At 34.3% G+C, this 21,601-nt stretch carries 21 protein-coding genes and 2 pseudogenes; 10 read left to right on the forward strand and 13 right to left on the reverse strand.

Features of this window, described 5'->3' with window-relative positions:
- Positions 1-30 precede the first annotated feature (30 nt).
- The 3 genes from EKM05_RS00795 to EKM05_RS00805 form a co-directional block, all read right to left on the reverse strand.
- Positions 31-450 (reverse strand): SufE family protein, encoded by a 420-nt coding sequence (locus EKM05_RS00795; protein WP_126552909.1) that lies wholly within the window; start codon positions 448-450, stop codon positions 31-33.
- Between the two features lie 23 nt (positions 451-473).
- Positions 474-905 carry a hypothetical protein gene (locus EKM05_RS00800; protein ID WP_126552911.1) on the reverse strand — a complete coding sequence of 144 codons (432 nt, stop codon included), beginning with the start codon at positions 903-905 and terminating at the stop codon, positions 474-476.
- A gap of 106 nt (positions 906-1,011) precedes the next feature.
- On the reverse strand, positions 1,012-2,226 hold the full coding sequence (locus tag EKM05_RS00805) for an aminotransferase class V-fold PLP-dependent enzyme (protein WP_126552913.1): 1,215 nt from the start codon (positions 2,224-2,226) through the stop codon (positions 1,012-1,014).
- 237 nt (positions 2,227-2,463) lie between these two features.
- Here EKM05_RS00805 and EKM05_RS00810 point away from each other — a divergent pair, with 237 nt between their 5' ends.
- Positions 2,464-3,810: a serine hydrolase gene (locus EKM05_RS00810; RefSeq protein ID WP_126552915.1), complete on the forward strand. Its 1,347-nt coding sequence runs from the start codon at positions 2,464-2,466 to the stop codon at positions 3,808-3,810.
- 70 nt (positions 3,811-3,880) lie between these two features.
- On the opposite strand, the gene sufD is transcribed toward EKM05_RS00810, so the two are convergent.
- The 8 genes from sufD to EKM05_RS00850 all read right to left on the reverse strand — a co-directional run bounded on the left by sufD (position 3,881) and on the right by EKM05_RS00850 (position 9,205).
- Positions 3,881-5,197 (reverse strand): Fe-S cluster assembly protein SufD, encoded by a 1,317-nt coding sequence (gene sufD, locus EKM05_RS00815; protein ID WP_126552917.1) that lies wholly within the window; start codon positions 5,195-5,197, stop codon positions 3,881-3,883.
- Between the two features lie 97 nt (positions 5,198-5,294).
- Positions 5,295-5,669: a four helix bundle protein gene (locus EKM05_RS00820; protein WP_126552919.1), complete on the reverse strand. Its 375-nt coding sequence runs from the start codon at positions 5,667-5,669 to the stop codon at positions 5,295-5,297.
- Positions 5,670-5,718: 49 nt separating this feature from the next.
- Entirely contained in the window at positions 5,719-6,471 is a 753-nt protein-coding gene (sufC, locus tag EKM05_RS00825) for a Fe-S cluster assembly ATPase SufC (protein WP_126455797.1), read from the reverse strand.
- 44 nt (positions 6,472-6,515) lie between these two features.
- Positions 6,516-6,755 carry a Txe/YoeB family addiction module toxin gene (locus tag EKM05_RS00830; RefSeq protein ID WP_126457846.1) on the reverse strand — a complete coding sequence of 80 codons (240 nt, stop codon included), beginning with the start codon at positions 6,753-6,755 and terminating at the stop codon, positions 6,516-6,518.
- A complete protein-coding gene (locus EKM05_RS00835; RefSeq protein WP_126552921.1) occupies positions 6,746-6,949 on the reverse strand; it encodes a DUF2683 family protein in 204 nt (67 codons plus the stop codon). The genes EKM05_RS00830 and EKM05_RS00835 overlap by 10 nt, the downstream gene beginning before the upstream one ends.
- Positions 6,950-6,968: 19 nt before the next feature.
- Positions 6,969-8,417 (reverse strand): Fe-S cluster assembly protein SufB, encoded by a 1,449-nt coding sequence (gene sufB / locus EKM05_RS00840; RefSeq protein ID WP_126552923.1) that lies wholly within the window; start codon positions 8,415-8,417, stop codon positions 6,969-6,971.
- 157 nt (positions 8,418-8,574) lie between these two features.
- Positions 8,575-8,832 (reverse strand): four helix bundle protein, encoded by a 258-nt coding sequence (locus EKM05_RS00845; RefSeq protein ID WP_126552925.1) that lies wholly within the window; start codon positions 8,830-8,832, stop codon positions 8,575-8,577.
- 43 nt (positions 8,833-8,875) lie between these two features.
- A complete protein-coding gene (locus EKM05_RS00850; RefSeq protein WP_126455801.1) occupies positions 8,876-9,205 on the reverse strand; it encodes an iron-sulfur cluster assembly accessory protein in 330 nt (109 codons plus the stop codon).
- 167 nt (positions 9,206-9,372) lie between these two features.
- On the opposite strand from EKM05_RS00850, the gene EKM05_RS00855 reads away from it, so the two are divergent.
- The 5 genes from EKM05_RS00855 (at position 9,373) to EKM05_RS00875 (ending at position 16,251) form a co-directional block, all read left to right on the forward strand.
- A complete protein-coding gene (locus EKM05_RS00855) occupies positions 9,373-10,233 on the forward strand; it encodes an MBL fold metallo-hydrolase (protein WP_126455803.1) in 861 nt (286 codons plus the stop codon).
- Positions 10,234-10,309: 76 nt separating this feature from the next.
- Positions 10,310-11,941 (forward strand): S8 family peptidase, encoded by a 1,632-nt coding sequence (locus EKM05_RS00860; RefSeq protein WP_126457855.1) that lies wholly within the window; start codon positions 10,310-10,312, stop codon positions 11,939-11,941.
- Between the two features lie 149 nt (positions 11,942-12,090).
- Positions 12,091-13,965 (forward strand): M1 family metallopeptidase, encoded by a 1,875-nt coding sequence (locus EKM05_RS00865; RefSeq protein ID WP_126552927.1) that lies wholly within the window; start codon positions 12,091-12,093, stop codon positions 13,963-13,965.
- Positions 13,966-14,336: 371 nt separating this feature from the next.
- Positions 14,337-15,638: a hypothetical protein gene (locus EKM05_RS00870; protein WP_126552929.1), complete on the forward strand. Its 1,302-nt coding sequence runs from the start codon at positions 14,337-14,339 to the stop codon at positions 15,636-15,638.
- A 13-nt stretch (positions 15,639-15,651) separates the two neighbouring features.
- Complete coding sequence (locus tag EKM05_RS00875) at positions 15,652-16,251, forward strand: DUF6705 family protein (protein ID WP_126552931.1); 600 nt, start codon at positions 15,652-15,654, stop codon at positions 16,249-16,251.
- Positions 16,252-16,283: 32 nt separating this feature from the next.
- On the opposite strand, the pseudogene EKM05_RS14530 reads toward EKM05_RS00875, so the two are convergent.
- Positions 16,284-16,403 (reverse strand): annotated as a pseudogene (locus EKM05_RS14530) (NAD-dependent epimerase); the annotation flags it as partial.
- Positions 16,404-16,587: 184 nt separating this feature from the next.
- On the opposite strand from EKM05_RS14530, the gene EKM05_RS00880 reads away from it, so the two are divergent.
- Positions 16,588-17,871: a hypothetical protein gene (locus EKM05_RS00880; protein WP_126552933.1), complete on the forward strand. Its 1,284-nt coding sequence runs from the start codon at positions 16,588-16,590 to the stop codon at positions 17,869-17,871.
- 12 nt (positions 17,872-17,883) lie between these two features.
- The gene (locus tag EKM05_RS00885) at positions 17,884-18,693 is read left to right on the forward strand and encodes a hypothetical protein (RefSeq protein WP_126552935.1); all 810 of its coding nucleotides are present in this window, start codon (positions 17,884-17,886) and stop codon (positions 18,691-18,693) included.
- Between the two features lie 164 nt (positions 18,694-18,857).
- Here the strand turns inward: EKM05_RS00885 and EKM05_RS14535 are convergent.
- Positions 18,858-18,977, reverse strand: a pseudogene (locus EKM05_RS14535) (NAD-dependent epimerase); the annotation flags it as partial.
- Positions 18,978-19,036: 59 nt separating this feature from the next.
- Here EKM05_RS14535 and EKM05_RS00890 point away from each other — a divergent pair.
- On the forward strand, positions 19,037-20,434 hold the full coding sequence (locus tag EKM05_RS00890; protein WP_148103967.1) for a hypothetical protein: 1,398 nt from the start codon (positions 19,037-19,039) through the stop codon (positions 20,432-20,434).
- 24 nt (positions 20,435-20,458) lie between these two features.
- Positions 20,459-21,247 carry a hypothetical protein gene (locus EKM05_RS00895; protein WP_126552939.1) on the forward strand — a complete coding sequence of 263 codons (789 nt, stop codon included), beginning with the start codon at positions 20,459-20,461 and terminating at the stop codon, positions 21,245-21,247.
- Positions 21,248-21,601: the final 354 nt, after the last annotated feature.

Here is a 21,601-nt window from a genome sequence, read left to right on the forward strand (position 1 = left end):
TCTTATATGGTTAAACGAATTAGTTCGCAATTAATTCTGCGAATTGAATGCCAAAGCATACATTTTTATATTTTTTATCATAGATACCAATCCGTTGGCTCGAGTTGGCGACAAGTGTTCTTTCAAACCTATTTCGTCAATAAAATGTAGATCTGCTTCCAGAATATCAGATGCTTTTTGATTGGAAAAAGTACGAATTAATATCGCAATAATTCCTTTGGTCAAAATGGCATCACTGTCAGCAGTGAAAATAATTTTATCATCCGTTTGCTCTCCTTGCAACCACACTTTGGACTGGCAGCCTTTGATAATGTTGTTCTCTGTCTTGAATTCTTCTTTGATTAAAGGAAGCTTTCTTCCTAATTCGATGATGTATTCATAACGCTCCATCCAGTCGTCAAACATGGAGAACTCATCAACAATTTCATCTTGTATTTCTTTAATTTTCATATTCTGCTGAATTTATTTCAGTTTTATTCTTTAGCTAATGAAGTTATCGTATTCACAAACTTCTTAATTTCTTTTGGTGGAAAACCGTGATCAAAACTAGTGGTTTCATAGGCTTTCTCCTTAAGGGTAATTTTCAGTTTGGCTATAGCGGCACCGTCATGAAAACGTTTTTCGCTGGGCGCTTTGAGCTTAGACAAACTATCCAATTTCACTGTTTTAAAACAATCTACTAACTCTTTCCAGTCGGCATCCGATACTTTTTTGGGTATTGGTTTGTCATTTCCGTCTCTGTCTTTTGAAACTGTCAGTATCTGATTTTTCAGCGTTATTTTTTGATAAAAACCTCTGGTGTTGGCCGTGTATTCAATAACAGTAGTTTCCATATCTTGCGCTTTGGCACTATTGCAACCGTTGCCCATAAAAATAGTCAGGAATATAATAGATAGTATTTTCATATGTAGATAATATTTGTTTTTTATAGGAATATGGTATCGCCAGATCTTCATTGGTGTTTGAGACAGCTTCTGTCATGGCGATTTCATATGAAGATAATTTTAAATTTTAGGACAGCATGACTTTTGCTTTTTTAATAGCTTCAACCATAACATCAATTTCTTCGGGGGTATTATAAAAAGCAAATGATGCTCGTATCGTACCTGGAATCTTAAAGAAATCCATGATGGGTTGCGCACAATGATGGCCTGTTCGTACGGCTATTCCTAGCTTGTCAATTATAGTGCCAATATCGTACGGATGAATGCCTTCAATATTAAAGGATATTACGGAAGTCTTTGCTGCTGCGGTGCCAAAAATTTTCAACCCTTCAATTTCCAATAACCGTTTGGTTCCATATTCCAATAATTCTAATTCCTGTTGTTGAATGTTGTCAAAACCCACTTCGTTCATATAATCAACCGCAGTTCCCAGAACAATTCCTCCGGCAATATTTGGTGTTCCGGCCTCAAATTTATGGGGCAATTCCGCATAAGTAGTTTTTTCGAAAGTTACTTCTTTGATCATTTCGCCTCCGCCTTGATACGGGGGTAATTTATTCAACCACGCTTCTTTTCCGTATAAAATTCCGACGCCTGTTGGACCACATATTTTATGTCCTGAAAAAACATAAAAATCACAATTTAATTCTTGTACATCTGGTTTCAGGTGTGGAACGGCTTGTGCGCCATCAATCAAAATTGCGGCTCCTGCCTCATGTGCTTTGTCAATCATGTATTTGATAGGATTGACAGTTCCAAGAGCATTCGAAATATGATTTACTGTTACAATCTTCGTTTTGTCCGAAAGTAATTTGTCATATTCGGACATGATCAGTTCGCCATTCAGATTCATTGGAATGACCCGCAAAATTGCTCCGGTTTTCTCACACAACATTTGCCAAGGCACAATATTGCTGTGGTGTTCCATTGCCGAAACTAAAATTTCATCACCGGGTTTCAAAATCGAAGCAAATCCATTGGCCACTAAATTAATTCCATGAGTAGTCCCCGAAGTAAAAAGCACTTCATGGGGAAATTTTGCATTGATGTGATTTTGTAATTTACCGCGTGAAATCTCATAAGCATCGGTGGCCAGTTGGCTCAGCGTATGAACACCACGATGAATATTAGCATTGATTTCCTGGTAGTATTTAGAGATCGCATCAATCACAACTTGTGGCTTTTGCGAAGTGGCTCCGTTGTCAAAATAAACCAATGCTTTCCCGTTTACTTTCTGAGAAAGAATAGGGAAGTCGGCTCTAATTTTATTTACATCTAACATTTTATCTGCTTGTTTTTATTGTTTTTATTGGTAAGATAGAACGCCAATAGTCAACAATTTTTTAGACAATCCAATTTAGTATTGGTCTTTTCTTATTTAGAATTTTTCTACATACAAAAGTAGTGAAATTGGAATTAATTTATAGCAAACACTTGTTAATAATACCTCATTTTCTCAATCCGATACTGTTCCAATAATGTGGTTCTTTTTTATTAAATTGCTTCAAATTAAGCCTCTATGAAAAAAGTATTCAAGTTCGTTGGTTTTGTCTCTTTTATCGGAATCTTTTATGTTGGTTTAATAACCTATCCAAAATTGGATTTAATTTCTGGCTTTTCAGCCAAAAGTGTAGCCTCGGGACATTTTATTGATAATCGTTCGCAGAAAATGATAGAAAAAGGCGACAATGACATCGATATGATTGACTTAGCCAAAAACAAAATAGAAGCTACCGGAAAATTTGCGATTGCTTCGGTTTATGGGTTGAAAGAACGAAAAGCGATTTATCGTGAAGGCTTGGGGGCCACTTTAATCAACGATGATTTTGATGTTTCAAAGCCGTATTTGGTTCCTAAAAGAACGAGATTGAATATTAATATGCCTTTTCCATACGGGAATAACGAGCCAAAAGACACTATTTTTTCAGATGTTGATTACACTAAATTAAATGCAGCTGTTGCCAATGCTTTTGATGAAAAAGAGGCAATCAAAAAAAGAACCCGTTCCCTTTTAGTGATTTATAAAGATAAAATTATTGCCGAAAAATACGATAGCGGTTTTGATAAAAACAGTAAAATATTGGGTTGGTCGATGACAAAAAGTATTACCAGCGCCATGTTTGGAATTTTGGAAAAACAAGGCAAATACGATATTTACAAACCTGCTCCAATTCCAGAATGGAAAAATGATCATCGAAAAGGTATTACTACCAATGATTTATTGCACATGAATTCCGGTTTAGAATGGGAGGAGCAATACGATAAAATTTCTGATGCCACCAAAATGCTTTTCCAAGCCGAAGACATGACTCTTGTACAACGGAAAAAATCAATGGTATTCCGGACGAATACGCATTGGAATTATTCTTCGGGGACCACGAATTTGCTTTCGGGAATTTTACGGAAGCAGTTCAAAACGCATCAGGAATATTTAGACTTCTGGTACAGTGCCTTGATAGATAAAATAGGAATGTACTCGATGGTAATCGAAACGGATATGGCAGGAAATTATGTGGGTTCATCTTACGGTTGGGCTACCACACGTGATTGGTCTAAATTTGGGTTGTTGTATTTGCATAAAGGCAACTGGAATGGTGAACAAATTTTCAACGAAAGTTGGGCAAAATACACCGCAACTCCTACAAACACTTCCAATGGAAGATATGGTGGACACTTTTGGCTCAATGCCGGCGGACACTTCCCTGATGTTCCCAGAGATATGTATTACTGCAGCGGTTTTCAAGGTCAGATGGTAGCGATTATTCCATCACTGGATTTAGTGATTGTACGAATGGGTTTGAAGGAAAATCCTAATTTTGATTTTAATGGAATGTTGCGTGGGATTGTGGAGAGTGTGAAAAAATGATTGGATAAAAAACCCTGTTAGAGTTTTAAACTCTGACAGGGTTACTATTATAACTTCTTTTTAGTGTTGATTACAAATCGAATCCCATTTTTACACCTAATTTAGTTGCAATAATCGTAGTAATTCGTTTTTTGAGTTCCGGTATTTTAATGCTTTCAATAACTGCATTGGAGAAGGCATACATTAATAACGCTTTGGCTTCTTTTTTAGGAATTCCACGCGCTTGCATGTAGAACATTGCGGTTTCGTCCAATTGTCCAATAGTACAGCCATGAGAACATTTTACATCATCAGCAAAAATTTCTAGTTGCGGTTTGGCGTTGATTGTTGCTTTATCACTCAAGAGTATATTATTGCTTTTCTGAAAGGCATTGGTTTTTTGGGCTTCTCTTTCTACAAAAATCTTTCCGTTGAAAACGCCCGTCGAGCGATCAGAATAGATTCCTTTATAATCTTGATGACTTTCGCAATTAGGAGTAGAGTGCTGCACTAGAGTGTAATGATCTACGTGTTGTTTCTCCCCAATTATTGTTATTCCGTTAAGATAACTTACGATTCTTTCTCCAAAATGATAAAAGTTCAAGTTGTTTCTGGTGAGGTTTCCGCCAAAACAAAACGTATTAACGGACACACTGCTTTCTTGTTTTTGAGAAACGTAGGTATTGTCAATGAGATTGGCTTCAAGCGTATCGTTTTGAATTTTATAATAATCAACGATGGCGCGTTTTTGAGCAAAAATCTCAGTCACAGAATTCGTTAATACGGGATTTTCGGTTAAGCTTTGATGCCGTTCAATAATTTGTACATGGGAATTCTCCCCTACAATAATCAAATTTCTAGGTTGAACCATTAGTGCTGCTTCATTCCCTGTAGAGAAATACATGATTTCAATAGGCTTGTCAGCTACTTTACTTTTTGGGATATTGATATACGCTCCTTCATTGGCGAAAGCCGTATTCAATGACGTTAGACTTTCCTCTTTGCTGGCAATTTGATTAAAATAAGTATCAATAACCATTTTGTATTTTGGTTTGGTCAATGCCGATGACATTAAGCAAACATCAATCCCTTCGTGTGTGGTTGACGATAAATTAGAACTGAAAACTCCGTCGATAAATACTACTTTGTAGGTGTCTATTTCGTGTAAGAAATATTTTTTTACATGGTTGAATTCAACTGCATTTTCCTGTTTTGAAAAAACGGTAAAGTCATTTTTCAGGATGGCGTTTAGCGATGTGTATTTCCAAGACTCCTCTTTTTTTGTTGGGAAACCTTTATTTTCGAAGTTTTTTATGGCAGCAGTTCTCACGTCATGAAGTTCAGAATGTACATCAATGCGTTCTTCGAAAGCCATAAAAGACGATAGTAATTTTTCTTTTAATTCCATTTTTATTTAAGTCTTAAAGTCGAAAGTCAAATGTCTTAAAGTCGGTATAAGCATAAAATAGCTGATTCAACTATTTTAGACTTTCGACTTTCGATTTTTAAACTTTACGACTAGATTCTAGGTATTTAATAAAACCACTTAACAATTTTGATATTTCTGTTACTGATTCTAAAAGTTTTTCAAATTCTTCTTTAGTAATATAATCTAAATCAAATGCTAAATATAATTGAGAACGAACTTCTCCAGCGGAAGCTTTTGCAACATATAAAAAGTAAATAAACTCTTTGTCTGTATTTCTCTCAAAGCCTTCAGCGATATTTGATGATATAGAAATTGATGCTCGCCTAATTTGTCTAGTGAAATCAAAGTCTTTCTTGAAATTTGTGTTTTCGGTAACTAGGTAAACTTTTTTGTTAAAAACTCTTGCTTTTTGCCAAGAATTAATTTCTTCGAAAGAATTAAATTTTCCCATTACTTTTTTCTTTTGACTTTATGACCTTCGACTTTAGACTATTTTAATTTTAAGCTTCTTGTTCTTGTTTGATCCAATCGTATCCTTTTTCTTCCAGTTCGTGTGCCAGTTCTTTTCCGCCAGATTTTACAATTTTTCCATTGTACAATACGTGAACAAAATCAGGAACGATATAGTCTAACAATCTTTGGTAGTGTGTGATCACTACAATTGCATTTTTGTCGCTTTTTAGTTTGTTTACCCCATTTGCAACAATACGCAAGGCATCAATATCAAGTCCAGAATCAGTTTCATCAAGAATAGCCAATTTTGGTTCTAGCATTGCCATTTGGAAAATTTCATTCCTTTTTTTCTCACCACCAGAAAAACCTTCGTTTAAAGAGCGAGACAAAAATTTACGGTCAATTTCTAATAATTCTGATTTCTCCCGAATCACTTTTAGCATTTCATTAGAAGGCATTTCTTCTAATCCTTTAGCTTTACGGGTTTCGTTGATTGCTGTTCTCATGAAGTTGGTAACTGAAACTCCTGGAATTTCCACTGGATATTGGAACGAAAGAAAAACGCCTTTGTGCGCTCTTTCTTCTGGTGCCAATTCCGAAAGGTCTTCTCCGTCTAAAGTGATTTCGCCTTCGGTTACTTCGTAGTTTTCGTTTCCTGCAATGATGGAGGCAAGAGTGCTTTTTCCAGCACCATTTGGTCCCATTATTGCGTGAATTTCTCCCGCTTTTACTTCAAGGTTGATTCCTTTTAATATTTCTTTGTCCCCAATGGAGGCGTGTAAATTTTTTATACTTAACATTTGTTTCTTTGTTTATTCGTAATGACCTTTTAGTGATAAAATGTCTAATATTTCAATTGTATTTTTTCGGTAACTTTATATATAATGCGATGTTCTTGATTTATTCTTCTTGACCATTTTCCAGAAAGCTGGTATTTCAATTGTTCCGGCTTTCCAATTCCTTCAAAAGGATGTAGTTGAATGTCTTCTATTAAATCTGTAATTTTATTTAAAATATTTTTATTTCCAGATTTAATCCAAAAATCTAAATCTTTTCTAGCTTTAGTCGTAAATACTATTTGCATAAAGCACGTATTTCTTCCATCGTCATTTTTATCCCTTTCCCGTTTTTAATACTTTGTTCTGCTTCCAAAATTTCTTTTACAAACTCAGGGTTATATGGATTTTCTTCTTTTACAATTTCAAATCCAAGTGATTTCGCCAACGATTTTAACAATGGAAAATCTTTTTTCTTTACATTTTTTAAAATTATATCCATAATATTTAGATTTAAAAAATTACCCTACAGAACCTTCTAACGAAATTTCTAATAATTTTTGTGCTTCTACGGCGAATTCCATTGGTAACTTATTCAATACATCTTTACTGAAACCGTTTACGATTAAAGCAATAGCTTTTTCGGTTGGAATTCCACGTTGGTTGCAATAGAAAACTTGGTCTTCGCCAATTTTACTTGTCGTAGCCTCATGTTCGATTTTTGCCGATGGATTTTTGCTTTCGATATAAGGAAAGGTATGCGCGCCACAATTGTTTCCCATTAATAAGGAATCACATTGTGAAAAGTTTCTAGCGTTCTCTGCGTTTGCTGAAATGCGCACTAAACCTCTGTAACTATTTTGTGATCTTCCGGCAGAAATCCCTTTAGATATAATAGTAGATTTAGTGTTTTTACCTAGATGCACCATCTTAGTTCCTGTATCGGCTTGTTGGAAATTATTGGTCACCGCAATCGAATAAAATTCGCCGGTTGAATTGTCTCCTTTTAAAATAACCGAAGGATATTTCCATGTTATTGCAGAGCCGGTCTCCACTTGTGTCCAGGAAATTTTTGCGTTTTTCTCGCAAATTCCTCTTTTGGTTACAAAGTTGAAAACGCCGCCTTTTCCTTCTTTGTTTCCCGGATACCAGTTTTGTACGGTTGAATATTTTATTTCGGCATCGTCCAAAGCGATTAATTCTACTACTGCAGCGTGCAATTGATTTTCATCACGACTTGGAGCGGTGCAGCCTTCTAAGTAAGACACATAGCTACCTTCGTCAGCAATTAATAATGTTCTTTCAAATTGTCCTGTTCCTGCTTGATTAATTCTAAAATAAGTAGATAGTTCCATTGGACAACGAATGCCTTTTGGAATATAACAGAAAGATCCGTCAGAGAAAACTGCCGAATTCAGCGCCGCATAAAAGTTGTCTTTTTGCGGTACAACTGTCCCTAAATATTTACGAACTAATTCGGGATGTTCTTTGATGGCTTCAGAAATACTCATGAAGATAATTCCTTTTTCGCCTAATGTTTTTTTGAAAGTCGTTGCTACTGAAACGGAATCCACAACGATATCCATAGCTACATTATTCATCATCTTTTGCTCATCGACAGAGATGCCTAACTTTTTGTACATTTCTAAAAGTTCCGGATCTACATCATCCAATGTTTTATTTGGATCTACCGCTTTTGGAGCTGAATAATAGGAAATAGCCTGAAAATCAGGTTTGATATAATGCACATTTGCCCATTCTGGCTCTGTCATTTGCTCCCAAGCACGAAAAGCCTCAAGACGCCAATCAGTCATCCATTGTGGTTCTCCTTTTTTGTGCGAAATAGCGCGAACGATATCTTCATTTAAACCTATAGGAAACGTTTCTGATTCTAATTCAGTGTAAAATCCGTATTCGTATTCTTTATTTTCGAGTTCGATTTTTAAGTCGTCTTCTGTATATTTGCTCATTCTGATTTAAAGATTTAAAGATTTAAAGATTCAATTATTGAATATTAAACTTTATTATTTGTGTCTAATTATATTTAATAAAATTAGAAAGGTTTTGAGAAATCTCAATAGTTAAATTATAACTTTTTTGAATTTCTTCGTGATTGCAAAAACCTAACTATCTGGATAATACTAACATATTTCTAACCTCAGCACAACTGCCTTTGGAGATTTTTAAATATCTTGTAAATTGTCTATTACTGTTGTATTCTGAACCTTCGGCAATATTATTTGTAATTGAAACTACTGCTCTTTTTATTTGGTCCTTAAAACCAAATTCTTTTTCCAAGGATTTATTATTTAATAATTCAAAAACTAATTTAGTTAAGACAATACCTTTTTTATGGACATCAAATTCTTCAAATGATTTTGTCATACTATCATTAATCTTTTAATTTTTAAATTTTTCAATCTTTAAATTAAAGAGAGAAACTCTCACCGCAACCACATGTTCTATTGGCATTAGGATTATTAAAAACAAATCCTTTGCCATTTATTCCTCCTGAAAATTCTAATACTGTTCCGGCTAGGTACAGAAAGGATTTTTTTTCGACAGCAATAGTGATATCGTTGTCAATAAAAATCTTATCGTCGTCGCTTTTTGTTTTATCAAATTTTAAATCATAAGACAATCCAGAACATCCGCCGCTTTTCACACCTACTCTCACGTAGTCTATGGAGGCGTCAAAACCATCATCTTGCATTAAATCGATGATTTTTTTTCTTGCTGTGTCAGAAACTTTTATCATAGCTTATATTGATTTTGTCTAAATTAAAGACAAAGATAGTATATAAAAAGCTTTTTACATAGTTGATAACATTTTTATAACCAATACAAAAATAGAAAAAAGCTATTTTAAACAACTAAAAGCATTTGAATTCCTTAACTTTGAAACTTCTCAAAAAACACAAAAACATGAAATTATACCCCATAGAAACTGGAAACTTTAAATTAGATGGAGGTGCAATGTTTGGAGTAGTGCCAAAAACCATTTGGAACAAAACCAATCCCGCAGATGAGAATAACCTGATTGACATTGCTGCTCGTTGTTTACTAATTGAAGAGGGCAATCGATTGATTTTGATTGATACCGGAATGGGAAACAAACAATCCGATAAATTTTTTGGGTATTACTCGCTTTGGGGTACCCATTCGATGGACAACTCATTAGCTAAACACGGTTTTCATCGGGATGATGTCACGGATGTTTTTATGACGCATTTGCATTTTGACCATTGTGGGGGCAGTGTACAATGGAATAAGGGCAAAACGGGGTATGAACCGGCTTTTAAAAACGCTAAATTCTGGAGTAACGAAAATCACTGGGAATGGGCAACCAAACCAAATCCCAGAGAGAAAGCATCGTTCTTGTCTGAAAACATTTTGCCGATACAGGAAAGCGGTCAGTTGCATTTCATCCAAAGACCGGAAGGCGATTTTCTGGCAAAATCGGAATTGGGTTTTGGCATCTTCTTTGCTGATGGACATACGGAAAAGCAAATGATTCCGCACATACAATACAAGGACAAAACAATCGTTTTTTGCGCTGATTTATTGGCAACAGCCGGACACGTTCCCATTGCGTATGTCATGGGTTATGACACCAGACCTTTGTTAACGATGCCTGAAAAAGCGAAATTTCTAAACGCTGCAGCAGAAAATAATTACTATTTATTTTTAGAACATGATGCGCATAACGAAATCATAACGGTTGAAAAAACGGAAAAAGGGGTGCGTTTGAAAGAACGGTTTTCGTGTGATGAAGTCTTAACGTAGTGTTAAGTATAGTTTCAGTTGTAACAAAAAAAATTATTTTAGACAAATATTTTAAAATTAACAAAAAACATTTTCGATGAATACCATTAAACCCATTTGCATTTCTGCTTTTGCTTTATTAGCATTAGCAGGTTGTGGCGCTTCAAGACAAGTTTCAAATACTTCAATTTCTGGACTGGTTGCCATAAGCGCTCCTTTGAATATTACAAAAAAAGCACCAATAACTGAAAATGACTTGAAACGTTGGAGCCATTTAGATATTGTTACTGATACGATTCCCGGAATGAGCGTAGATAAAGCGTATGCTGAATTATTGAAGGGTAAAAAAGGCGTGCCTGTGATTGTTGGGATCGTAGATTCTGGTGTGGATATTGAACATGAGGATTTAATATCGGCACTTTGGACTAATACCAAAGAAATTCCCGGAAACGGAATTGACGATGACAAAAATGGATATATTGATGATATTCACGGTTGGAATTTTCTTGGAGATAGTACCAAAGAGAATCTGGAATACGAAAGAATTATCAAAGATAAAACCCTGGTAGATGACGTTACCTATCAAGCTGCAAAAGCGTTGAATGACAAAAAAGTTGCCGAAGCAGACGCAGGAAAAACACGTTCAGAGCAAATGTTAGCAGCTCTTATGACGAGTGATGCTATTTTAATGAAACATTTTGGTAAGTCAGTTTATACCATTGAAGAGGTAAATGCGATTGTTTCGCAAGAACTGGAAACACAAAAGAGCAAAGCGGCTATGCAACAAATGCTTTCTTATGGATTGCCAATTGCGGAACTAAAAGTGGCTATTCAAAAACAATTAGACGATCAGGTTGCCCTTATAAACGGTGACAATCTAAAAACAGATTATCGTAAAGTAGTAGGAGATAATCCAAATGATATTACGGATACTAAATACGGAAACAATAATGTGATGGGACCAGACAAGAATGAAATTCTTCATGGGACTCACGTTGCCGGAATTGTTGCTCAAACCAGAAATAATACTTTGGGGGGTGATGGTGTGGCTAATAATGTTCAAATTCTGACCGTTCGCGCTGTGCCGGATGGAGATGAGTATGATAAAGATATTGCACTTGGAATTCGTTACGCAGTAGATAATGGAGCCAAAGTAATCAACGGAAGTTTTGGAAAAGGCTTTTCTCCTCACAAGCAATGGGTGTACGATGCTATAAAATATGCAGAGAAAAAAGACGTCTTGATTGTACATGCAGCCGGAAATGACGCAAAAGACATCGATTATGCAGACAATTTTCCAAATGACTCTGAGGATAAAATAACAGAGTTTGCAGATAATTTTATCACAATTGGGGCTTTAAATTTTGAATATGGAAACAAAGTGGTGGCTCGTTTTTCTAACATTGGAAAAATTAATGTAGATGTTTTTGCGCCTGGCGTAAAAATCTATGCTACAACTCCAAACGATACTTATAAATACTTGCAAGGAACTTCAATGGCTGCGCCAAACGTTGCCGGAGTAGCGGCTTTGATTCGTTCGTATTACCCAAAATTATCCGCGCAACAAGTAAAACACATCTTGATGGATTCCGGAATTGCAATTACAACAGCTGTTATTGTGGGAGGAAAACCAAATGACACGCGTCCCTTTTCGGCACTTTCTAAATCTGGTAAAATAGTAAATGCATACAATGCTTTACTCATGGCAGAAAAAATGTCTAAAAAATAATATTTTAAGAATTTAGTACTTGGAAGGGCAGTTTGTCCTTCCATTTTTATTTAAACCTACCTATGAAATCGCCATGACAGAAGCTGTCGCAAACACCAATGAAGATCTGGCGATACCATATTCCTATAAAAAACAAATATTATCTACATATGAAAAAATTACTTTTATTTTCTTTTGTTGTTTTTGGTCTCGGAACTGTTTTTGCCCAAAACTCCTCGTATTGGCAACAACATGTCGATTACAAAATGGATGTTACCTTGGATGTAAAAACATACCAGTACACCGGGAAGCAGGAATTGGTATACACCAATAATTCTTCGGATACTTTGAGAAAAGTATATTATCACCTATTTAATAATGCCTTTCAGCCCGGAAGCGAAATGGATGCCAGAATCCAAAGTATCAAAGATCCTGACGGCAGAATGGTCACCAAAATAAAAGTAGACGGTAAAGAAGTGAAGGAAAGCCGCATTAAAAACCTGAAACCAAATGAAATTGGTTTTTTGCGAATTTCAAATTTTAAACAAGATGGAGCAGTTGCTACTGCAAAAGAGGTTGGAACTATTCTTGAAGTGACTTTGGCCAAGCCAATATTACCGAATACTAAAACTACATTTACATTAGATTTTGAGGGTCAGGTTCCCATTCAGATTCGTCGTTCCGGAAAAAATAATGCTGAAGGTGTAGCATTATCCATGTCGCAATGGTATCCAAAAATGGCGGAATTTGATTTTGAAGGTTGGCATGCTGATCCGTATATCGCCAGAGAATTTCACGGTGTTTGGGGAAATTTTGATGTCAAAATCACGATCGATAAAAACTACGTTCTAGGCGGTACGGGCTACTTACTAAACAAAAATGAAATTGGTTTTGGTTACCAAGATCAAGGTGTTGTGGTCAATGTGCCAAAGAAAGCAAAAACGTTGACTTGGCATTTTAATGCACCCATGGTTCATGATTTTACTTGGGCAGCAGATAAGGATTATATTCATGATGTGGCGAAAGGACCTAATGGTGTCGACATTCATTTTTTGTATAAAAACAACCCACAATTTATTCAGAACTGGAAAAATTTACAGCTCAAAACAGTACAGTTAATGGAGATTTACAACAAAACGGTTGGCGATTATCCATATAAGCAGTACTCCGTAATTCAAGGTGGCGATGGCGGAATGGAATATGCCATGTGTACGTTAATTTTAGGACAAGGCACGTTTGAAGGTTTGCTCGGTGTAACCGCACACGAAATGGCGCACTCTTGGTTCCAACATGTTTTGGCTTCCAATGAATCAAAACACGGATGGATGGACGAAGGTTTTACCTCATTTCTGGAAGATTTTGGACTGAATGAAATTGCAAATAAAAAAGTAGAAAACCCTTATACAGGAGCCTATACCGGTTATTTTTCTATGGCAAATTCGGGAAAAGAATTACCACAAGGAACGCATGCAGATCGTTTTGATGAAAACAGAGTCTACAGCATCACATCGTATAGTAAAGGGGAAATTTTCTTGACTCAATTGATGTATTTGATTGGAAAAAATAATGTCATGAAAACATTGAAGAAATATTACAGCGATTTTAAATTCAAGCACCCTACGCCAAATGACATTAAAAGATCTGCAGAACGAATTTCTGGAGCAAATCTCGATTGGTACTTAGTGGATTGGACAGAAACCACCAATACTATTGATTATGGTATTAAGGATATAAAAGAAAATGGGGACAAAACAACCGTTACTTTAGAAAGAATTGGTAGAATGCCAATGCCAATTGATTTATTAGTGGAGTACACAGATGGAACAACGGAAAGTTTCTACATTCCGTTGCGCATGATGAGTTTCGAAAAAGAAAATCCAAATCCCGCCATAAAAAGAACGGTTTTGAATGATTGGGCGTGGGCGTACCCAACCTTTGAATTTGATATTTCTAAATCGAAAACTTCCATCAAAAAAATTACCATTGACCCAAGCGGATTAATGGCTGATTTGAAAAAGGAAAACAATACGTACGAGATAAAGTAACTACTATTGAAACGTTATAAAAAAAGTCTAATTTTCACAACTAGACTTTTTTTTTGGTTTATATTGTTAAATGATTTACTTCAAATGCTCCAACATATCGACAGTCATCGTTTCTAAATTAAACTCATGTTTCCATCCCCAGTCCTTTCTTGCTTCAGCATCATCAATACTTGCCGGCCAGCTGTCGGCTATTTTTATTTTTTAAAATATCCCTAAAAGTGGGTATTGTAGCTTGTAAATTATACCCTATTTTTATGAAATATAAACGAACCAATTATTTTATGAAAACAAACAAACAAACAAACAAAATAAAGCATAAAGTCCTTGTACTTTTTATGAGTTTTTCCCTGTGTTTTATGCAGTCTTGTAGTATGGAAGATCTTGTAATGGAACAACAATCGAATATTGAAACCGTATCCAAAAACGAGGCAGTTTCTTTCGTTAAAAATCGCTATGATGAACAAAGAACAACAGCTAAAAGTAGTGGTTTGCAAAATGATTTTGACTTTGATAAAATTACCCAAGAAAAACTAACCAATACCACTGAGTTATTGACAGTCATCCCTATAAAAACAAAAGCACAACAGCAGCGCCGTCGTGCTCTTTTTTTACGGGTAGGATCGCAAATTGAATCGATGATTTATCATGAGTTTGCAGAAAGTTCATTTACCAACGATACTTTTAGTGGTATTGTACTTATGACGCGATTAAATGGTGACTTTATTAGAGCATATCGTTTAAAAAACAATAAGTATGTAGTTGATTTGGTACCAAATAAAAAAAATCAATCGGGACAAAAAGGAACCCAAAATACGAGTAGGACTATTGATGGTGGCGACTTACACGAAGTAATAGTAATCAATAGCTATAAAGACCCTAGTGCTTTTGTTTCATTAAACGAGATGGGCAAAGAAGTACCCATAACTATTAGTTGGAACTCTTTGGGCAGTGGCGGTACAACAGGTGATGCGCCTTGGAATAAGAATGAGCAAGAACTGCCAAATCCTTGTCTTGATTTAGCAAATTTAATGAATTATAATCTTAATTCGTCTAACAGTTTAAAAGCAGGAATTAACTGGCTCAAAGACAAAGTTAACGCAACCGTAAATAATAAAGAAGCAGGAGTTGAAGTAAAAAAAGTAATGAATCCTGACGAAACTTTTAAATATGAGTTTACCCAAGTTTTGTCTAACGATCAATTTTCAATACCGATGTCAATAGGATTTGGTTACATTGGAGGATTGCATTCTCATCCCTCTGATGGTTATGCTATGTTTTCTTTTCAAGATATTCGCTTTTTGTTAAGCGTGTACGATGAGGCCAGCTCTAGCAGAAAACAAGAAGCTTTTAATGGTTTAGTTTGCAAAGACGCTTTAGGAAATACAAATACCTACATGCTAAAAATAGAAAATATTGAATCACTGCGAACTCAGATTAATTCTGTTTGGAACGACCCCAATTATACCAAATTTCAAAGTGAAGATGAACGTATTAAAAAAATTCACGAAGATCAAGCAAAAATCTATGCCAAAAGTAATGGAAACTTAGAGAAAAGTTTCCTAGAGCAATTTAAAGATTTTGGTATAGTACTTTTTAAAGCTGATGCTACAACCGATAATTTTGATAAACTTACCTTAAACAATTCAACAATAACCCAAACTCCTTGTAACTAATAAATAAACAATCATGAAAACATACATTCACTATTTCGCATTTTTCCTTTTCTTAACTGCTTGTACAGCCCAATCGCCAGTGTACGATATTTCAGAACCTACAAGAGGGAAGCCTCAAGGAGCCTATTATAAAGACATCAATGGCGTACTTGATGGTTATGACGGTACATATTTATATACTAGTGGGAGTACCTCTTTGAAATTTGTATTAAAGAAAAAAATAAAATCATATGGATATTATTATACTGACCTTATTGTTGGAGAATTTCAATTCATCAAGGATGGAGTAGAAAAAGGCAATACATTAGCCAATATAAATGTCAATTATACTGATGAAGAGATCAATCATATCATAACAGGAAATACAATTATCATTGGCACTCAGTTGGGCTGTCCTAGTTGTTCACCAACAGAAAAACGTTTACGTCTTAGTTTTGTAGATAATAAATCGCCAAATATTGCTGGTATAGACATACGTAAAACAGAGGTAAATGGTGTTGCTGCATTACTAGTAAAAATATTTTGGGATGGATTTATAACCCGCAAAGAGGGAGATCCTGCGCCTACTCCTGCCAGTATAAATACCGGCGAATACTTAATGATTAAGCAGTAACAGTACTACTGTATGCTATAAACCTAAAAAAATTATTTCAAATGCTCCAGCATATCTTTAGTCATGCTTTCAAGATTAAATTCATGTTTCCAACCCCAGTCCTTTCTTGCTTCAGCATCATCAATACTTGCTAGCCAGCTGTCGGCTATTTTTATTTTTTAAAATATCCCTAAAAGTGGGTATTGTAGCTTGTAAATTATACCCTATTTTTATGAAATATAAACGAACCAATTATTTTATGAAAATAAACAAACAAACAAACAAACAAACGAAATAAAGCATAAAGTCCTTGTGCTTTTTATGAGTTTTTCGCTGTGTTTTATGCAGTCTTGTAGTATGGAAGATCTTGTAATTGAACAACAATTGACTATTGAAACCGTTTCTAAAAGCGAGGCAGTTTCTTTCGTTAAAAATCGCTATGATGAACAAAGAACAACAGCTAAAAGTAGTGGTTTACAAAATGATTTTGACTTTGATAAAATTACCCAAGAAAAACTAACCAATACCACTGAGTTATTGACAGTCATTCCTATAAAAACAAAAGCACAACAGCAGCGCCGTCGTGCTCTTTTTTTACGGGTAGGATCGCAAATTGAATCGATGATTTATCATGAGTTTGCAGAAAGTTCATTTACCAACGATACTTTTAGTGGTATTGTACTTATGACGCGATTAAATGGTGACTTTATTAGAGCATATCGTTTAAAAAACAATAAGTATGTAGTTGATTTGGCACCAAATAAAAAAAATCAATCGGGACAAAAAGGAACCCAAAATACGAGTAGGACTATTGATGGTGGCGACTTACACGAAGTAATAGTAATCAATAGCTATAAAGACCCTAGTGCTTTTGTTTCATTAAACGAGATGGGCAAAGAAGTACCCATAACTATTAGTTGGAACTCTTTGGGCAGTGGTGGTGATCCAAACCCAAGCGACAATGAAGAATTAGAGTTTAAAATTAATTCTGATGAGTTAAACGGAAAAGCCAAATGTATAAATGATCTTTTAAACAAAAAAGACTCCTCGTACGTCAAAAATTTATTGTCTAATTTTCAAGGAGAATCAGAATTTGATATTAAAATTGTTTCACAAGACGTTATAATTTCGAATGTAAGTGGAAAGCCAATAAACGGAAGCACAACAGAACCAGTCAACAGCGTAATTGTGATCAAAATTAGTACTTCGCAAGCCAATCTAAACCCCAACTTGGTGGTTGCTAGAACAATTTTGCATGAGTACATCCATGCAGATATTTTTAGAAAGCTAAAAACAAATGATACTTCATTACCACAGATACAAGATTTTAAAAAAATATTTGAGCTGTACGCTGACAACTTAGATAAAGATCATAGTGCTATGGCGGATTTATACATCAATAGCATGTTAGCCGCATTAAAAGAATTTCATAAAATGCAATTGCCTAATGACTATGATGCATACATAAATTATTATGGGGAAGAGCCTAATGATGCATTTTATGAAGCTTTAGCTTGGGTTGGTCTAAAAGATAATAATGTTGACGCTTGGGTTAAATTACCAGAGGCGAAAAAAGAGGAGATTAACAACATGGGCAGTAGGATAGATAAGCTTGGCAAGATCAGTCCGTGTACAAATTAAAACTTGAAAAAAATGAAACAGCTCATAACCATATCGCTTAGTATATTATTTAGCTATATCTCAATAAACGCGCAGGAAAAGACAAAAGATACATTGTATTTTAGCATTGATAAATACTATACCATCTCCCCAACCATTACACCCAACTTGTCCAACCAAAATTACTCAGAATGGACGACAGCAACCAACGAGCAAATAAAACACACCAATACTAATGGCTACATTTATTTCGTTGGCAATGGCTATTTAACAACCGGTCTTCGCCCCAAAAAAATACGCTCCATGAAAGAGTATATCGAAAATCGAAAATTTTATTATGATGGCAGATATAATAATTTAGTTGATAATTACAAACTCCAAGATTCATTATTTAACAAATATGTGATATACTTTGTTAATGATAATGAGTTTATACAACCCAGATATTTAGAATACAAGTCCTATTATCCACGACGTAATAAAAAAGGAGACTGGATTGCAAATCCAAACGAAAAAAAGGATACTTTATATTTCAATTTAGACAATGAGTATGTATGCCCTTCAAAATACGATAAAACTGTTTATTTAATTAAAGATGGGGGTAATGAAGGTTCGGGAATGCTATATTTTCAAAGAATAGAAAATGAAAAGCCTATTAATAATCTGGTTGTTTTGGATTTGGAGAGGTACATTAATCAATCAAATTTTTTTAATAAAAATGATAAAACTTTAGATAAACGGAATCTTGGATCATTTTTAAGTAATTATGTATTGTTCTTTGTTACTAAAAAAGAGAATGATTGTGATTACTTTCAAGTGCGACCAATGTTTGTTATTGAATAGGAGTATAACAACAGCAACTAATTCTACTTCAATTAAGCTAATAATTAGCGACAATCAATCTGAAAACGAGTACAAAGAGCTAAAAGCGCCATAAATTAAAGAAAAAAAATGAATGAAAAAAAGCTGCAAAACATCTATTTTGCGGCTTTTTTTGTGGTAACAACCTATCTCAAATGCTCCAGCATATCTTTAGTCATGCTTTCAAGATTAAATTCATGTTTCCAACCCCAGTCCTTTCTTGCTTCAGCATCATCAATACTTGCTAGCCAGCTGTCGGCTATTTTTATTTTTTAAAATATCCCTAAAAGTGGGTATTGTAGCTTGTGAAATATACTCTATTTTTATGAAATATAAACGAACCAATTATTTTATGAAAATAAACAAACAAACAAACAAACAAACAAACGAAATAAAGCATAAAGTCCTTGTGCTTTTTATGAGTTTTTCCTTGTGTTTTATGCAGTCTTGTAGTATGGAAGATCTTGTAATGGAACAACAATCGACTATTGAAACCGTATCCAAAAACGAGGCAGTTTCTTTCGTTAAAAATCTCCATGATGCACAAAGAACCACAGCTAAAAGTATTGATTTGCAAGATGATTTTGACTTTGATAAAATTACCCAAGAAAAACTAACCAGTACCACTGAGTTATTGACAGTCATTCCTATAAAAACAAAAATACAAAATCAACGTCGCCGTGCTCTTTTTTTACGGGTAGGATCGCAAATTGAATCGATGATTTATCATGAGTTTGCAGAAAGTTCATTTGCCAACGATACTTTTAGTGGTATTGTACTTATGACGCGATTAAATGGTGACTTTATTAGAGCATATCGTTTAAAAAACAATAAGTATGTAGTTGATTTGGTACCAAATAAAAAAAATCAATCTGGACAAAAAGGAACCCAAAATACGAGTAGGACTATTGATGGTGGCGACTTACACGAAGTAATAGTAATCAATAGCTATAAAGACCCTAGTGCTTTTGTTTCATTAAACGAGATGGGCAAAGAAGTACCCATAACTATTAGTTGGAACTCTTTGGGCAGTGGTGGTGATCCAAACCCAAGCGACAATGAAGAATTAGAGTTTAAAATTAATTCTGATGAGTTAAACGGAAAAGCCAAATGTATAAATGATCTTTTAAACAAAAACGGAGATTCTTTTGTGAAAAATTTAGTATCTAATTTTCAAGGAGAATCAGAATTTGATATTAAAATTGTTTCTAAAGATAATGTGTTTTCTACAGAAACTGGTTTAGAAGTTAACGGGAAAACTTTACCTCCAAACAATAACGTAATAGTAATTGAAATTAGTACTTCTAAAACAAATGATAATGCGGCTCTAGAGGGTGCAAGAACCATTTTACATGAATACATACATGCAGATATTTTTAGAAAGCTAAATACGATATACGATGCAAGCGGAACTTTGGATTTTAAAAAAACGTATGAAGCATACGGGAATCAACACGGGACTATAGCAGAACTATACCTTAACAGCATGAAAGAAGCTTTAAAAGAGTTTCATCAAAATGTACTTACCGATGATTATAATAAATATACTAATTATTATGGAGAAACGCCAACAGATGCTTTTTATGAGGCTATGGCTTGGGGCGGTCTAAGAGAAAATTCTGTTAAAGCTTGGACAGATTTACCCGCAGAGAAAAGAGTTGCAATAGAGGCACTCGCTGACAGAGTCCCTCGTTTAAGCAAAATAGTTCTTTGCCCTAATTAGTATATTATAAAAACTATTTTATTTATGAAAACATATATTTTATTTATGCTAACTTTCTTTTCTATTGCTGTCCTAAAGGCACAAGAAAGAAAAAAAGATACGCTTTTTTTTAATATAGATAAATATTACACAATATCTCCTACAATAATTCCAAATCTTTCGAAACAAACTTATCTTGAAAGGATGATAATTGAAAAACAGCAAATGAATCATACAAAAACAAATGGCTATATATTCTTTGTTGGTAATGGTTTTTTAACAAAAGGACTAAAGCCAAAAAAAATCCTATATATAAAAAACTACATTGAAAACAGAAAATTCTATTTTGATGGAAAATATAACCGAATAATAGACAAATGGAAACTAAAAGATTCATTGACCGATAAATACATAATATACTTTGTCAATGGCAATGAATTTATTCAGCCTAGATATTTAGAGTATCATTCTTACTATCCAATTGGTAAAGGAGAAAATGCCATTACCAATAAAATAAAAGATACACTTTTTTTTAAGTTGGATAATGATTATGTTTATGAATCAAAGATTACTCCTGGGAGTTATTTAATTGAAGATAGTAAAGGGAGTGAAATCATTTTCTTCGAGAAAATGAAAACCATATTTGGTCTAAAGCCAAAAAAAATACTGCATCTTAAAGAATTTGTAAGACACTCAAATTTTTTTGATGAAAATAAATTTGTTAAATTAGATTATTTTGGACTCAGTCAATATCTTAATAATTATGAAGTATTTTTGATTAAAAATAATAGTGAATATCTTCATGTAAATACAACTACTGTAATTTATGATTGATATGCTTCGATAAGGTACGTTTATACAGATAACAGGAACAAAGAATAAGAGAAAAATTAGAATTTGAGGTTAAATAATAATTACAATCCTATCAGGGTTTCGAACCTTGTGTTTCAACGTAGACAATGTGTATTTATACTCTTAAAAATACGATAAAACTACTTTTTTAATTAAAGATGGGGGAAACGAAGGTTTGGGAGTGTTATATTTTCAAAGAATAGATAATGAAAAGCCTGTCAATCATCCAATTGTTTTAGATTTCGAGAAGTATATTCGTCAATCAATTTTTTTTAATATAAAGGATAAAACTTTAGATAAACGGAATCTTGGGTCATTTTTGAGTAATTATGTATT

The sequence above is a fragment of the Flavobacterium sp. GSP27 genome (genome assembly GCF_003970395.1).
Classification (GTDB): Bacteria; Bacteroidota; Bacteroidia; order Flavobacteriales; family Flavobacteriaceae; genus Flavobacterium.

What these genes read in the sequence shown, in the direction of transcription:
- EKM05_RS00885 (WP_126552935.1), top strand. Translation starts at nt 17,884, where the DNA reads ATGAAACAGCTCATAACCATATCGCTTAGTATATTATTTAGCTATATC.
- EKM05_RS00810 (WP_126552915.1), top strand. Translation starts at nt 2,464, where the DNA reads ATGAAAAAAGTATTCAAGTTCGTTGGTTTTGTCTCTTTTATCGGAATC.
- sufC (WP_126455797.1), bottom strand. Translation starts at nt 6,471, where the DNA reads ATGTTAAGTATAAAAAATTTACACGCCTCCATTGGGGACAAAGAAATA.
- EKM05_RS00890 (WP_148103967.1), top strand. Translation starts at nt 19,037, where the DNA reads ATGAAATATAAACGAACCAATTATTTTATGAAAATAAACAAACAAACA.
- EKM05_RS00795 (WP_126552909.1), bottom strand. Translation starts at nt 450, where the DNA reads ATGAAAATTAAAGAAATACAAGATGAAATTGTTGATGAGTTCTCCATG.
- EKM05_RS00845 (WP_126552925.1), bottom strand. Translation starts at nt 8,832, where the DNA reads ATGACAAAATCATTTGAAGAATTTGATGTCCATAAAAAAGGTATTGTC.
- EKM05_RS00865 (WP_126552927.1), top strand. Translation starts at nt 12,091, where the DNA reads ATGAAAAAATTACTTTTATTTTCTTTTGTTGTTTTTGGTCTCGGAACT.
- EKM05_RS00830 (WP_126457846.1), bottom strand. Translation starts at nt 6,755, where the DNA reads ATGCAAATAGTATTTACGACTAAAGCTAGAAAAGATTTAGATTTTTGG.
- EKM05_RS00850 (WP_126455801.1), bottom strand. Translation starts at nt 9,205, where the DNA reads ATGATAAAAGTTTCTGACACAGCAAGAAAAAAAATCATCGATTTAATG.
- EKM05_RS00820 (WP_126552919.1), bottom strand. Translation starts at nt 5,669, where the DNA reads ATGGGAAAATTTAATTCTTTCGAAGAAATTAATTCTTGGCAAAAAGCA.
- EKM05_RS00805 (WP_126552913.1), bottom strand. Translation starts at nt 2,226, where the DNA reads ATGTTAGATGTAAATAAAATTAGAGCCGACTTCCCTATTCTTTCTCAG.
- EKM05_RS00875 (WP_126552931.1), top strand. Translation starts at nt 15,652, where the DNA reads ATGAAAACATACATTCACTATTTCGCATTTTTCCTTTTCTTAACTGCT.
- sufB (WP_126552923.1), bottom strand. Translation starts at nt 8,417, where the DNA reads ATGAGCAAATATACAGAAGACGACTTAAAAATCGAACTCGAAAATAAA.
- EKM05_RS00880 (WP_126552933.1), top strand. Translation starts at nt 16,588, where the DNA reads ATGGAAGATCTTGTAATTGAACAACAATTGACTATTGAAACCGTTTCT.
- EKM05_RS00835 (WP_126552921.1), bottom strand. Translation starts at nt 6,949, where the DNA reads ATGGATATAATTTTAAAAAATGTAAAGAAAAAAGATTTTCCATTGTTA.
- EKM05_RS00895 (WP_126552939.1), top strand. Translation starts at nt 20,459, where the DNA reads ATGAAAACATATATTTTATTTATGCTAACTTTCTTTTCTATTGCTGTC.
- EKM05_RS00800 (WP_126552911.1), bottom strand. Translation starts at nt 905, where the DNA reads ATGAAAATACTATCTATTATATTCCTGACTATTTTTATGGGCAACGGT.
- sufD (WP_126552917.1), bottom strand. Translation starts at nt 5,197, where the DNA reads ATGGAATTAAAAGAAAAATTACTATCGTCTTTTATGGCTTTCGAAGAA.
- EKM05_RS00860 (WP_126457855.1), top strand. Translation starts at nt 10,310, where the DNA reads ATGAATACCATTAAACCCATTTGCATTTCTGCTTTTGCTTTATTAGCA.
- EKM05_RS00855 (WP_126455803.1), top strand. Translation starts at nt 9,373, where the DNA reads ATGAAATTATACCCCATAGAAACTGGAAACTTTAAATTAGATGGAGGT.
- EKM05_RS00870 (WP_126552929.1), top strand. Translation starts at nt 14,337, where the DNA reads ATGGAAGATCTTGTAATGGAACAACAATCGAATATTGAAACCGTATCC.